The 12,943-nt window shown below is 51.6% G+C and carries 13 protein-coding genes; all 13 read left to right on the top strand.

Translation table 11 applies throughout. The features are described 5' to 3' along the window. Positions 1-25 precede the first annotated feature (25 nt). The 13 genes from GS601_RS02675 to GS601_RS02620 all read left to right on the top strand — a co-directional run bounded on the left by GS601_RS02675 (position 26) and on the right by GS601_RS02620 (position 12,917). The gene (locus tag GS601_RS02675) at positions 26-931 is read left to right on the top strand and encodes a hypothetical protein (RefSeq protein WP_162421702.1); all 906 of its coding nucleotides are present in this window, start codon (positions 26-28) and stop codon (positions 929-931) included. 54 nt (positions 932-985) lie between these two features. Further along, positions 986-1,900 (top strand): cyanoexosortase A, encoded by a 915-nt coding sequence (gene crtA / locus GS601_RS02670; protein WP_162421701.1) that lies wholly within the window; start codon positions 986-988, stop codon positions 1,898-1,900. Then, positions 1,900-2,580, top strand: coding sequence for a cyanoexosortase A system-associated protein (locus GS601_RS02665; protein ID WP_162421700.1), 681 nt, complete (start codon positions 1,900-1,902; stop codon positions 2,578-2,580). Before crtA ends, GS601_RS02665 begins: the two co-directional genes overlap by 1 nt. 35 nt (positions 2,581-2,615) lie before the next feature. Beyond that, on the top strand, positions 2,616-3,332 hold the full coding sequence (hpsJ-A, locus tag GS601_RS02660; protein ID WP_162421699.1) for an HpsJ-like protein, cyanoexosortase A-associated: 717 nt from the start codon (positions 2,616-2,618) through the stop codon (positions 3,330-3,332). Between the two features lie 322 nt (positions 3,333-3,654). Beyond that, positions 3,655-6,249: a chloride channel protein gene (locus GS601_RS02655; RefSeq protein WP_162421698.1), complete on the top strand. Its 2,595-nt coding sequence runs from the start codon at positions 3,655-3,657 to the stop codon at positions 6,247-6,249. 104 nt (positions 6,250-6,353) lie between these two features. After that, positions 6,354-7,181: an SDR family NAD(P)-dependent oxidoreductase gene (locus GS601_RS02650; protein WP_162421697.1), complete on the top strand. Its 828-nt coding sequence runs from the start codon at positions 6,354-6,356 to the stop codon at positions 7,179-7,181. A gap of 275 nt (positions 7,182-7,456) precedes the next feature. Then, complete coding sequence (locus tag GS601_RS02645; RefSeq protein ID WP_202924800.1) at positions 7,457-7,765, top strand: hypothetical protein; 309 nt, start codon at positions 7,457-7,459, stop codon at positions 7,763-7,765. Further along, positions 7,762-8,190 (top strand): heavy metal-responsive transcriptional regulator, encoded by a 429-nt coding sequence (locus GS601_RS02640; RefSeq protein WP_162421696.1) that lies wholly within the window; start codon positions 7,762-7,764, stop codon positions 8,188-8,190. Before GS601_RS02645 ends, GS601_RS02640 begins: the two co-directional genes overlap by 4 nt. A gap of 209 nt (positions 8,191-8,399) precedes the next feature. After that, positions 8,400-9,593: a DegT/DnrJ/EryC1/StrS family aminotransferase gene (locus GS601_RS02635; protein WP_238392934.1), complete on the top strand. Its 1,194-nt coding sequence runs from the start codon at positions 8,400-8,402 to the stop codon at positions 9,591-9,593. Between the two features lie 5 nt (positions 9,594-9,598). Then, positions 9,599-10,525 (top strand): cyanoexosortase B, encoded by a 927-nt coding sequence (gene crtB / locus GS601_RS02630; protein ID WP_162421694.1) that lies wholly within the window; start codon positions 9,599-9,601, stop codon positions 10,523-10,525. A 10-nt stretch (positions 10,526-10,535) separates the two neighbouring features. Next, entirely contained in the window at positions 10,536-11,264 is a 729-nt protein-coding gene (locus GS601_RS02625) for a cyanoexosortase B system-associated protein (protein ID WP_162421693.1), read from the top strand. Between the two features lie 107 nt (positions 11,265-11,371). Continuing rightward, the gene (locus GS601_RS23065; protein WP_238392932.1) at positions 11,372-11,647 is read left to right on the top strand and encodes a hypothetical protein; all 276 of its coding nucleotides are present in this window, start codon (positions 11,372-11,374) and stop codon (positions 11,645-11,647) included. Further along, positions 11,574-12,917, top strand: coding sequence for a polysaccharide biosynthesis/export family protein (locus tag GS601_RS02620; RefSeq protein ID WP_338016946.1), 1,344 nt, complete (start codon positions 11,574-11,576; stop codon positions 12,915-12,917). The genes GS601_RS23065 and GS601_RS02620 overlap by 74 nt, the downstream gene beginning before the upstream one ends. Positions 12,918-12,943 lie beyond the last annotated feature (26 nt).

The following is a 12,943-nucleotide window of genomic DNA, read 5'->3' as shown; positions in this document are numbered from 1 at the left end:
TTGAAGCTGTAGGAATCAGACTTGTATGAATTGGACTATTGTTTCAGTGAAACGCGCCTTAGCACTGGGAGTTTCTTTGGTTGTGCTAGGGGGTGCTGCGGCTCAGGCTAACACGCCCCGTGGAACATCGGGAATTAATACTGGCTCGGAGATCGCGCCGACTCATCTCACTCCTCGTTTTGGAGTGCCATTTTCGCTTTATACCAAAACAATCGGAGAGTTGCGCGCCATCTTCACCGAACGCGCTGCTCCTCCCAATGAACCAGGGATTTTACCGGAGCAACCTGGCTTAGTAAAATTAGATCTCAAGCGTTTAGATAGTACACCCAGTAGCATTGTTTCTAGATTTACTCGTTATGTGCTCTATCTCAATGCTCAGCGTGGACAATTTAATGTCTTTGGTAGCGATCGCCGTGGCGTTAGCAGAGATGTCAAATTTGCATTGATTCCTAAACTAAATCGACAGATTGAAATTCGATTTACACCCAAGTCGGGGTCTGGAGAATCTAGTATTCAAACAGTGATTGCTCCTAATATTAAAATTGCGGCGGCGTTGGTGGGGGTGCTGACTGCGCTTGATGTGTCAGGGCGTTCGCCTGAGTCAGCTAAGGCTGCGATCGCAATTCTGACATCGCTGGGTGATGTGAATCTCAGCAATGCTGAAACGCTCCAGTTGGCTCAATCTTTGGCGGAGACGCTGATTGCGAGTGATGGGCTAATTGCAGGGTGTGGGGGGCAAGGGGGTTCATCTTTGACGTGCACTGACCTTAAAATTGCTCAATTAGGTGCCGCGATCCGGGCGTATAACGCAGTGGTGAGCAAGAGCAGCGATCTGGTGGTGATCTCCCTAGCAAACAATGCCGAGTTTCAAGCCTTGGGTGCAGATTTACGGCGGTTACGAGAGGTGGTAGCGCGCAACACGTCTCGCTAGAGCAACTATTATTTCTGTTTAGAGTGGTGTTTCTGTTTAGAGTAGTTTAGTCCCATGCCCTTATTGCGGTATCGTGCTCGGATTGCTCAAGCGGCGAATGAGCCAAACTACTGGCTTTTAGGAATTGCGCTTGGGCTGGTTGTGTTGCACTGGCAGCTATGCTGGCGGCTCACTGGCGACTTTAACCAGATCTCGTTAGAACTGATGGGTTGGTCGGGTGTGGTGTATTGCGTTTGGCAAAGACGGCAAACAATTGTTTTAAGCAGCGATCTGCCGTCTCGCATTTTGGGCGGAGCACTGGTTGCGCTGTTGTTGGTGAGAAGTAGCTATCTCAAGTCAGCAAGTGTTGCGGTGTTGAGCGTGAATTCTCTTGCGATCGCACTTGCAATTGTGTTGGTTGCGGTTGGGGTTAAGCATCTCTTGCACTATCAGCGTGAGCTTTGGCTTGTTGCGATCGCAGCGTTTCCGGTTGGCGAACTGATTAACTATGTTGATCGCGTTACGCACTTTAGTGTGATCACCGCTCAATATTCTCATATTCTCATGTGGTATATGGGGTTCCCAGTACAGCGACAAGGGGTGCAGCTACTATTGCCAACTGGGACAGTGGAAATTTATCCTGGATGTTCGGGGTTAGAGGCGGCATTGCTTTCACTGAAAATAGCGGCTATATTTTTGTTGGTTTTTCCGACTCACTGGAGAGACAAGGTGCTGGTTCCTGGGGTTGCGATCGCGTCAGCACTTGTGGTGAATGGGTTTCGGATTGTGTTGCTCACCTATCTTGTTTCTGTAAAAAACATGACTGCCTTTGAGTTTTGGCATAGCGGAGCAGGATCGCAGGTTTTTTCGCTAATTTCGATGTCGGTTTTTAGCCACTATTGTCAGCAATTAATGCCTTCAGAGCTAGCGCCAGAGCTAGCAGAACAGCCGCTTCAAGGTGCGGTTGCGACGTCGAGGGGGCAGAAATAATGAACGTGCAGCGAGCCTATTTCCCTCTAATAAAACTAACGTTTTTTGGGGTTGTTTTGTTGATCGCAAAGGCGATTTTTGATCCCACTTTAGGACAAGCCGTCGTGCATCAGTTTCCTGATTATCTGCCTCTTGGTAACGCAAGTTTTTTGAGTAGCCATCGTGCGATCGCAAAAGATCGATATCACTATGACAATGATTCATTTCACTTAGATGGACAAAGCTACGAGTACCGTAACAATAGTAATGATAGTGATTTAACAGTTGATTTATACTATGTAAGACAGGCAAATGGAGACATCGAAAACTACTTCAAAGCTTATACATTAGATAATGAAATCGTAATTGCTGAACGACCTACGCAGAAGCAGGGTAAGAACGGCTTTTATAGCCTGTTTGAGCACAAGCGCAAAGCCTATCTGAGCACCTGCATTAATTCGCGGGGTTCAAGTACGGTGACTCGTGAGCAATTTGTGGCAAATCGGAACACCTATGATTTGCAACCCAGTCGTCTGATTCCAGTGTTGGTTGGGCGAGAAGAGCCACGAGATGCCCGATGTTTGTGGGTAACGCTGTCGATGCCTTTAGAACATCGTTCGGTTGAGACCGTGCAGCAGCAGCTAGAGGCGGCTTGGAACGATGGATATCGCAACTGGTTGTCGCAGTTTCCATCGCTTTAGTTTTGTCGATTTTCTATGGATAAGGTGCGTGTCAGATGATGCAGTTTGAATCTTCTAACGTGGGTAAAGCGATCGCAGGATTGCGTTTAATCGGGTATTTTTTGCTGGTGATGAGCGCGTTTGATGTTGTGGATATTTTGTACCCATTGCAAGTATTCAACCCGGTTTGGGAGTTTGATACGGTAGGCAACTTGGTAGAGCGCGTTGCATTTCCAATGATTGGCTTTGGTTTGGTCTTTTTGGGAGAATTTCGCGATCGCACTGGGGTTGAGAATTTTTTGCTTAAACCGTTATCTTGGTTAGTGCTAGGTGTTGCGATCGCATATTGGGTTTTGGTTCCAGTTTGTATTAGCGCCTCGTGGCGGGTGCACAATCAAACCAATGCCCAGGTGGTGTCGCAGCTTTCTCAGCAGCGCGATCAAGCGAAGACAGCGCAAAATAATTTGGCTAAAATGTCTGATGAGCAACTCAGAAATTTTGTGCAACGATCAACGGTTGGAACGCTGGATAATTTTGATGCTTCGGCGTTTCGTAAGCAACAGCTTTCAGTGATGAAAACAACGGCTGAGCAAACCGAGGTCAAAGCCCAAGCTGCGCTAAGTCAACAGTCGCAGAAGTTGCTCAAAAAAGCGCTGAAGTGGGGAGTAGGAGGGTTCGTTTCTGGGGGGCTGTTTGTGTATCTTTGGCATTTGTCGTCTTGGGCACGCCTGAAAAAAGCACCCCGGACACGATCGCTGGCGACTGTAAAATAATTAGCCTCTGACTTTTTAATTTCTTTTCGATTTCATCGTTTCTATTTTTTGTTTCATCTTGAATCATTTACTACTGCGATCGTACTGAGTTAGTCAGCCGCGATCGCAGTAGCATTGTTGCTGATAGACAACATTTACAACATTTAAGAGATATTTTTCTTTGTCTGAACCCTATACACTAGGCTGTCTACCAACCTTAAAGATTTTTTCAACCGCATAATTTTAGATGCATTCCGCTTTGAGTTTTAGGAAAACAATGTTACTAATGATGGCGCTAGAGATAGCATTTGGGGAACTGGGTATTGATGCAAATTAAGTTGAAATGATTTTTACAGGTCAGGCATTCTGGACTCGGTTTTTGCGCCAAGTGTCACAGACAAAATTGTTGCAGACAAAGCGGTTTGCGATCGCACAAGCATGTTTTATTGGACTAATCTCAGCATTGGCGGCTGTGTTTCTCAAGGCGGGGGCAACATGGCTCGTTGAATGGCGCAATGAGGTGGCTGGCGTTTTTCCGACCGTTCTTGTCTTACCTGTCTTTGGCTTAGTGGGCGGGTTTCTCGCCGGAATTTTGGTGGAGCGGTTTGCGCCCGAAGCCTCTGGAAGTGGCATTTCTCAAGTAAAAGCCGTGTTAGCGGGCGTGCCGATCGTGCTGAATTGGCGGGTGGCAGTGGTGAAACTGCTGGCAGGCGTGCTGACGCTGGGAGCCGGATTGACGCTGGGTCGCCAAGGTCCGACGGTGCAGGTGGGGGCTGCGATCGCGGCGCAACTCAGCCGCTGGGTGCCCACGTCGCCTGACTATCGCCGTCAACTGATTGCAGCAGGCGCAGGGGCAGGATTGGCTGCCGCCTTTAATGCCCCAATCTCAGGCATTCTGTTTGTGGTCGAAGAATTGCTGCAAGACACGTCGAGCTTCACCTTGGGAACGGCAATTCTCGCCTCGTTTATTGGTGCAGTTGTGTCTCGGTGGCTGGGCGGACGCAGCCTTGACCTCAACCCGTCTATGTTCAACACTGAGTTTTCTCCCCTAGACATTCCGTTTTTGATCGCGCTGGGGTTGTTGGCAGGTGGGCTAGGAGCCTTGTTTAATCAAGGAATTGTCAAGAGCTTGACGCTCAATAGCAAGCTGCGGTTGCCGTTGCCGATTCGAGTTGCGTTGGCAGGCTTTATCTGTGGAGGCTTTCTCGTGGTGCTCCCTCCGCCTCTGCGCGATACCGAAGCACTCCGCAATTTTTTAGTGAATAGCCAACTGAGTTGGCAACCCGTCGCGTTAGCGTTTGTGGCTCAGTTTGGGTTAACGCTCATTGCCTACGGATCGGGGGCACCCGGAGGGTTGTTTGCGCCATCGTTGGGGTTGGGGGCGGCTCTGGGCTACCTAGTTGGCTTGGCTGAACAAGGACTCGTTGGCAATGGATCGCCCACAACGTTTGCACTGGCGGGGATGGGCGCGTTTTTTTCGGCGGTGGCGAGAGGACCGATCACCGGAATTGTGATTGTGTTCGAGATGACAACTGATTTCAATCTTGTGTTGCCGCTCATGATTGGCTCAGTGATTGCTTATTTGGTGGCAGAGAAGATTTCGCCGGGGTCGCTTTACGATCGCTTGCTGGCATGGAAAGGAATTCATCTTGAAGACTATGGGGCAAATCAGCTTTGGTCGGCGCTAACGGCGGCAGAAGTGATGCAGCCCAAAGTCGAAACGCTGTCGAGTGGCATGACAATCGAGGAGGCGATTCAGGCATTTTCTCAGTCTTCTCATCGCAATTTTCCGGTGTTAGAAGATCGGAAACTTGTGGGGATTGTGACCCAAGATGATTTAATTTCTATCCAAAAACAGTCTAGTCGAGACATCAAAGTTGCAGACATTATGACGGCTGATCCAATCACGGTGATGCCTAAAGATACGCTGGCACAAGTGCTAAATCTGCTGAATCGGTATCGCCTGAGTGCGCTGCCTGTGGTTGAGCATCGGAAACTGGTTGGCATTATTACGCGCGGGGATACGATTCGGGTTGAGGCGAATTATCTCGATGGCACGATGGCACAGACCCACCAAAAGTTTGATCCGTCGTATCTGGTGTATCAGACTTGTGCCCCTGCCACAGGGCGCGGACGCTTGCTCGTGCCGTTGAGCAATCCACAAACGGCAACCCCGTTGCTGAAAATGGCGATCGCCATTGCCCGCGATCGCCGCTATGAAGTTGAGTGTTTGCAAGTGGTGACTATTTCGCGCGATCGCGCCCCCTCGGAAACGCTTGTCCGCACGAAAACTAGCCAGAAACTTTTGCGCCATGCGGTGCAGATGGGGCAAGCATGGCAGGTGCCAATTCATACCCAAATTCGGGTGGCGCACTCGGTTTCAGAGGCAATCTTAGAAGCGGTGAAAGAGCGCCATGTCGATCTGGTGTTGATGGGTTGGAAGGGCAACACGTCAACGCCGGGTCGCGTGTTTAGCCGGGTGGTGGATACGGTGATTCGGCAAGCGCCCTGTGAGGTCGTGCTGGCAAAATTGCGCGATGAAACGTGTTTTGATCGGTGGCTGATTCCGATCGCAGGTGGCCCAAATGCCCAAGAAGCAATTCAACTGTTGCCCGCGCTGACCACCCTTAGTAAAATGCCAGAAGTTGATGTGTGTCAGGTGTTTCAGCCCGAACAACTGCCGGACACAGGGCTGCTAGAACAAGCCTCTCATTTTCTCAAGCGCCGCGTCAAGGGCAGCGTGACGATCGCGCCTGTGTCTGCGGGGTCGGTGACAGCGGCGGTGATTCAGTATTCGCAAAAACATCACAGCGATGTGATTATGCTGGGCGCAAGCCGAGAGCGATTGTTGCGCCAAGTGGTGCAGGGCAATATTCCAGAAGCGATCGCTCGGAATACAGACTGCACCGTGATTTTAGTGCGAGGTGCCACGGCATGATGATAGAGACATTCAGGCTTGAGTTTACCCATCTGGACAGAAGTTCTTTTTGGGCATCTCAGCGAGGTTAGAAGCATGATTGTTTATCGCGATTTACCAAACCTATGGCTTCTACCGTTTTAATAACAGGCGCGTCTCAGGGCATTGGTCGCGAGACTGCCCTTCTGTTTGCGCGCCATGGATATAACGTGGTTTTGGCGGCTCGCAATGCCGAGCGGCTAGAGGCACTGGCTCAAGAGTTGGCAACGTTTGAGCATGCCGCGATCGCAGTGCCAACCGATGTTCGCGACCCAGAGCAGGTGAACCAGTTAGTTGAGCGTGCGATCGCGGCATACGGTTCGGTTGACGTGCTGGTGAATAATGCTGGCATTTATACCTCTGGGCCCACAGAGCAGTATTCGTTAGACGATTGGCACTTGATTTTAGATACCAATTTGTGGGGCTATATTCACACGATTCACGCCTTGCTGCCTCACTTTATCCGCCAAGGATCGGGAATGATTGTGAATCTTAGCTCGATCGGTGGGCGGGTTCCAACTCCATATCTGGTTCCCTATGCAACGAGCAAATTTGCGGTCACTGGTTTGACCAAATCTCTAGAGTCAGAGCTTGCCCCAAAAGGAATTACCGTTTGCGGCATCTATCCCAGTTTGATTAAGAGCAATTTCATGGAGCGGGCGCTGTTTCAGGGCACAGATGAGGAGGACAAACAAGCGCGGCGTCAACAGCTTGAGCAAGTGTTGGCAATGCCTGTGATTGAGAAGCCAACGGATGTTGCCGAAGCGATTTGGGACGCCGTTCAACACAAGCGTACGGAGGTGCTGGTGGGGTCAGCTAAGCTGTCGCTGTTCTCAAATCGGCTGTTTCCGGGCTTGCTTCAGCGAGTGATGCAAAAAACTTTTAAGAATAAGGATAAAGCGGCAGCGTCGTGAATGCCCGCTAGGGTTTTGAGGGGCGGCAGTTGCAACCGAGGGAGCGGATGAGTAAGTCGAGCCTTCTCTGAGTAGCTCATCCGTCGCCAGATGGCAGGTTTTGGCTAAAAGAGACCTGCGCCAACAGCTTTTCTAGACTGGGTTGGAAATCTCTACTCAAAAGATTCTATTTTGCACGGTCGGACGCTTTAAACTGGTAGGAAGACGGGCGCAATGTTTTTGACAGCTTTTGCGTCAGTTTTATAGAATAAATCGCTGTAATCGAGCAACCTACCATGAATGCTCTGAATGCTCTATGGAGTCGGGGATTGAAGTTAGTGTATGGGAAAGAGCCTATTACGGGCTTTGTGCTAATTGCAGGCGCGGTAGATGTCGCGATCGGTAGTCTAGATCAAAGCTCATCCCTTGTTTTCTTTGGGTTGTGCGTTGTTTCAGCCGCTCTTGGGCTACGTTTGTGGCAGTTTTATCGGCGTCCTACTACCAATCGAGGCGAGATGCGAGACGAGCGGGTTGCCCTGAGCGCTTTGCCGCCGCAGTCGTCTCGCCCCTCTTTACCAACGTTGAGTGTCCCCAAGAAGCGATGAATGCCGTTAAGACACCGTTGCTCCTGAGAATTGGCGAAGTGTCGGCTCAGAGCAGTCTACCGATCAAAACTATCCGTTACTACGATGAAATTGGGCTGCTTTCTCCTGCCGTTGAGCGATCGCAGGCGGGCTATCGCCTGTTTAGACCGCTTGTGATAGAGCGCTTGGGTTTCATCAAACGCGCGCAATCCCTAGGGCTGAGCCTGACCGAAGTCAAAGATATTTTAGAGGTACATGATCAGGGGCAGTTGCCCTGCGATCGCGTTAAACAGCAAATCCACGGAAAAGTTCAGACTATTGATCAGCAGATCAGGCAGTTGCAGGCGTTGCGAGCCGAACTGCAAGACCTGCTGAATGACTGGCAAGAAGAGCCATCGGCGCATCTGGCGGAGACCCTGATTTGTCCTAACATCGAGACGCTTTAAATTATTTTCAATGCTGCCCGCGCCAAGACAGAGCTTGCTAGAAAGCTGTTGGCGGTAGTATTGGATGGCTTTACTGCTGGTGCTGCCTTGGGAAATTGTGCACCGACGGCAATCTTGAACGCGGCTACAGACGCCCTGCCAAAATCGTGCCAATCTAAATTGACCGCCCTCCTGTGGGTACTCTAACCCTGACTAGCTTCCTTACTGGCATGACTATGCAGAGCGTCTCTACCGCCATACCCTTTGTCGATCTCACGTTACAACACCAGCCGATTCAACCTCACATTGACCAAGCCATCCGCACCGTCATCGAGCGGGGTGACTATGTGTTGGGGCAAGCCGTCGTCGAGTTTGAGCAAGCATTTGCCAAAGCGTGCGGCACCGCGTTTGGGGTGGGCGTCGCCTGCGGAACTGATGCGATCGCGCTGGGTCTGCAAGCCTGCGGAATTGGCAGCGGCGATGAAGTGATCTTGCCAGCAAACACCTTTGTCGCAACCCTAATCGGCGTTTTGAGAGCAGGCGCTACCCCGGTTTTAGTCGATTGCGATCCTAAAACGGCACTGTTGGATCTAGGGGCGGCAGAAAAGGCAGTGACTCCTAGAACCCGCGCCATTGTGCCGGTGCATCTCTACGGGCAAATGGTGTCACCAACGCTGTTACGGGATTTAGCCAACACCTACGATCTGATCATTTTTGAAGATGCAGCCCAAGCGCATTTAGCGCAGCGAGAAGGATTCCGAGCAGGGTCTATTGGGGTTGCTGCTGCGTTTAGTTTCTACCCCAGCAAAAATCTAGGGGCATTGGGCGATGGCGGTATTGTTGTGACTCAAGACGACGCGATCGCGGCAAAACTGCGATCGTTACGCAACTATGGCGCACCTCGCAAATATTTTCATGTCGATTATGGAACCAATAGCCGGTTAGATTCGATGCAGGCAGCAGTGCTGAGCGTCAAGCTGCCCTATTTAGAAGAATGGAACCGCGATCGCTTGCGGATTGCCGAGCAGTACAACGCCCTGCTCAAACCCCTCAACTCGAAAGGGCTTTTACCCATCCAAAACCAGAGCGGCAAAGGGCATGTCTATCATTTGTATGTGATTCGAGCGTTTCAAAATACACCAACCGGCGACCTGATCTGCCCGATCGATCGCGATCTCCTGCACGACCGTCTCAACGCCCAAGGCATTCAAACAGGAATTCACTATCCGTTGCCCTGTCACCTTCAGCCTGCGTTTAAAAACTTGGGGTATCGTGCCGGGGACTTCCCGATCGCCGAATTATTGTGTCAAGAAATTATTTCTTTACCCATGTATCCGGGACTTACTGAGGAACATGTGATACAAGTGATGGGCACGATTGAGGAAGCGCTCGCCACACCCTCTGCAATTCAACTTTCAGCCTAACCGCTATGCAAACTGCCCGGATCTCTCTTCTAGAACGCTACTGGAGCGATGCTGCCCTGCTCGGCTTGCTCACGCTGATGTATGCCCCCCTACTCTTGCATTGGGGAGACGGCTGGCTGCGAAAATCCATTAGCATCGAGCACGAGTATTTTAGTCATGGGTTGATCGGGTTGCCGTTTGCCGCTTACATCGCCTGGATGCACCGCAAACGATGGCAGCGGCTCACCCCCTCGGCACAAAACCTACCTTCACGTTCAATGCCTCAAGCAGAATGGGGAGGGGCAAATCTGCTCGGTGCAGGGTTTCTCCTGATCGCTGGCGTTTTTTATCTCAGTGGATTACCTGATCCAGTGAATCTCTCTTTTCCATTGCTGCTCACCGGACTCTGTTTATGGCTCAAAGGCTTGCCTGGGCTGAAACTGCAAGCGTTTCCCCTCCTACTCGTTTTTCTGGCGACGCCTAACGAGATTCCTTACCTGATTACGCCCTACACACTACCGCTTCAGGCGTTTATTGCCGGAAGTGCCGGATTTATTCTCACCCAACTGGGCATGGATGTGACGGTGCAAAACATCTATTTACTGGTGGGCGGAAAATTGGTAGAAGTTGCGCCCTACTGTGCAGGGCTGAAGATGTTGTTCACCAGTTTGTATGTGGCGCTGATGTTGCTGTATTGGACAGATAACCTGCGATCGCGCCAAATTGTGACTGCCTTTCTAGCCGCCACGATCGCGCTCAGCATTCTCAGCAACATCGTCCGAAATACCTTGCTGGCCTACTTTCACGGCACGAGTCGAGACGCTGCTTTTCGCTGGCTGCACGATGGCTGGGGCGGCGATGCTTACTCAGCCGCCATGCTGGGCTTGCTGGTACTGCTGCTCCACCAAATCGAATCTTTTTTCGCTCCAACTGTTCCTCAAGACTCCCTCTGAATTTTGCCCCATGCAACTGTCTCTCCCCAAGCTTAAGCGGCGTTCCCTGACCAAATTGGTGGTTTTAGTTTTGCTGGTTGCCCTCGTCTGCTGGGGGGCAATTCCGGGCTATCTAGCAGGCGGCAAATGGCGCTGGGCATCGCCACCCAGAATCGTGGTTCTCAAGCAACTCAAGCAACTGAAACAAGATGGGCTGGCGCTCACCGAGTGGCAAACCCTCGATCGGCAAACCCCGATCATTGGCGATCGTCAATGGGTACAGCAAACGATTCGGGCAAACCTCAGCGCTGAACAAAGGGTGGATGGTTCTCCCACGGAGGCAACGCTGTTTTTGTTTCCGCAAAACGGACCGATGGATCAGCCGGCGGTGGAATGGACAGATCTAGATGGCGCTCAAGGCTGGAAAACAGATTCGGCTCGAACCGCAGAATTTGTCACCTCCCCATTGCCTGCCCTCGTGAGTGCCCGCTTTTTTCGTGCGTGGACAGAGAAGCAGACTTACGCAGTGCTGCAATGGTATGCCTGGTCAGGGGGGGGGCATGCGATGCCGAGCCATTGGTTTGTGGTGGATCGGTTGGCTCAATGGCGCGATCGCCGGGCGGCTTGGGTGGCGGTGAGTGTGTTGTTGCCCATCGAACCGTTGGGTGACATTGAGAAATCTTGGTTAAAGCTGGAGTCGTTGGCGCAAACTGTTCAGGTCAACCTGATGGAGGGCGTGCTCAATGACAATGCTGGGTGAGCCAATTGACGATCCACCCGTAGAATGGAAAGCAATCTTCATAAAAAAGCACACAAATCTAATCCGGAGATGCCTGAAATTTGTGCGATCGCAGTGAATAAAGAGAAATGATTGGACGCCCTGCCCCCGTCCTCCTCCGCTCCCTTCATTCCTGGCTGCAAGGCGGTGTTGCCTTCACCCATTTATTTGCACAGATTATTTGCACAGAAGGGGTCGAGTTCTACCGAGTATTGGTGAAATCCATCGTGCTGTTAGCCCGTCTATGTTCCCGCTATGTCTTTAGCTTCTCGATTAACTGCGTTCTATTTAGTGAGTACTCATTCCGTCGTCACAACCTTGCCTTTGGTGGCGCTCACCTGGGCTGCCGGAACGGTGAAGGCTGATTTGGCATCAAGTCAACCTGCCTTCGATCCGCGATTAGATCACCTAGATCAACCGCTCCTAAGCCAGGTACCCGGTCAAACCCCGATGCCGCCTGTACTCAATCCGGCAGATCCAGCTAGTGCAGAGCGCAACTCCGAAGACCCCATGGCTCCCCAGCGCCCCACCTCCCTAGACTTGATCGAGCAAGCACGGCAGCGGCTTCGAGAGAAAGGGGAGCTTCCCGCCACGACCCCAGGAAATTTGGTGGTGCCCGTCGTTCCAGTCACGCCGCTGTTGCCGATTTCTCCTGCCCTGGTGTCGCCGCCGCCCTCGTTTGAGCCTTACCGTTTGGGCGGTGGCGACAGCATTGCGGTAGTCGTCCAGCGCTTTCCAGACTTAAATTTTCAAGCCGCGATCGATCAAGAAGGCAACATTACGGCTCCGCTTTTGGGTCGTCTTTCGCTGGCAGGACTGACGATTGAACAAGCCCAAGAAAAAGTCCGGCAAGGACTCAATCGCTATGTAATTGACCCGATCGTGTATCTGGCACTGACCAATCCTCGCCCGGTTTTAGTCACCCTCACCGGCGAAATCACGCGCCCAGGGTTGTATCCACTGCCGTTGCCACGGGTGAGCGCTGCTTTGCTGACCGCAGGCGGAGCAACCGCAACCGCAGACTTGCGATCGGTGCGAGTCAAGCGCAGTTTGCGGGATGGGTCTACCCTAGAAGAAAAACTCGATTTGGTCACGCCGTTGAAGGATGGGTCTGCTTTGCCCGATCTGCGGCTGCAAGACGGGGATGTGGTGGTGATTCCCAAGATCGAGCCGGGAACCAGTCAAGACTACGATCGCGAGTTGGTCGCTCGTTCTACGCTGGTTAAGCCGCAAATTACGGTGCGGATTCTCAGCTATGCCAGTGGCGGCTTGGGCAACGTCACACTTGCCAACGGCAGTACCTTTCTAGATGCTTTGTCGGCGGCTCGACCCAACCCCGATCGCATCGATTTTCGCCGCGTTGCGCTGATCCGATTTGACCCGGTGCAAAAAAAAGCCGTCTCGCGCGAAATCAACGCTAGAAACGTGCTCATGGGCGATCTATCGCAAAATGTTGCCCTAGAAGACAACGATGTGATTGTCATCGGTCGGAATTTAGTGGGCAAAATCACTTACGCGCTCAATACGTTCACCCAACCGTTTCGGGACGTGCTGGGATTTCTGTTGTTTTTTAGAGAGTTGCGCGGCGGCGCGGCTAATCTGTTTGGTCCGAATAATAGCGATGACGATCGCTAGAGCTTCTCCCCTGCTTTAACTCGATG

It is taken from the genome of Myxacorys almedinensis A (genome assembly GCF_010091945.1).
Taxonomy (GTDB): Bacteria; Cyanobacteriota; Cyanobacteriia; order Leptolyngbyales; family Leptolyngbyaceae; genus Myxacorys; species Myxacorys almedinensis.
This window is presented reverse-complemented; position numbering and strand designations above follow the sequence as displayed.

Bases quoted from the DNA above. Each gene is read 5' to 3' on its own strand.
- GS601_RS02675 (WP_162421702.1), top strand. From the start codon at position 26: ATGAATTGGACTATTGTTTCAGTGAAACGCGCCTTAGCACTGGGAGTT.
- crtA (WP_162421701.1), top strand. From the start codon at position 986: ATGCCCTTATTGCGGTATCGTGCTCGGATTGCTCAAGCGGCGAATGAG.
- GS601_RS02665 (WP_162421700.1), top strand. From the start codon at position 1,900: ATGAACGTGCAGCGAGCCTATTTCCCTCTAATAAAACTAACGTTTTTT.
- hpsJ-A (WP_162421699.1), top strand. From the start codon at position 2,616: ATGATGCAGTTTGAATCTTCTAACGTGGGTAAAGCGATCGCAGGATTG.
- GS601_RS02655 (WP_162421698.1), top strand. From the start codon at position 3,655: ATGATTTTTACAGGTCAGGCATTCTGGACTCGGTTTTTGCGCCAAGTG.
- GS601_RS02650 (WP_162421697.1), top strand. From the start codon at position 6,354: ATGGCTTCTACCGTTTTAATAACAGGCGCGTCTCAGGGCATTGGTCGC.
- GS601_RS02645 (WP_202924800.1), top strand. From the start codon at position 7,457: ATGAATGCTCTGAATGCTCTATGGAGTCGGGGATTGAAGTTAGTGTAT.
- GS601_RS02640 (WP_162421696.1), top strand. From the start codon at position 7,762: ATGAATGCCGTTAAGACACCGTTGCTCCTGAGAATTGGCGAAGTGTCG.
- GS601_RS02635 (WP_238392934.1), top strand. From the start codon at position 8,400: ATGACTATGCAGAGCGTCTCTACCGCCATACCCTTTGTCGATCTCACG.
- crtB (WP_162421694.1), top strand. From the start codon at position 9,599: ATGCAAACTGCCCGGATCTCTCTTCTAGAACGCTACTGGAGCGATGCT.
- GS601_RS02625 (WP_162421693.1), top strand. From the start codon at position 10,536: ATGCAACTGTCTCTCCCCAAGCTTAAGCGGCGTTCCCTGACCAAATTG.
- GS601_RS23065 (WP_238392932.1), top strand. From the start codon at position 11,372: ATGATTGGACGCCCTGCCCCCGTCCTCCTCCGCTCCCTTCATTCCTGG.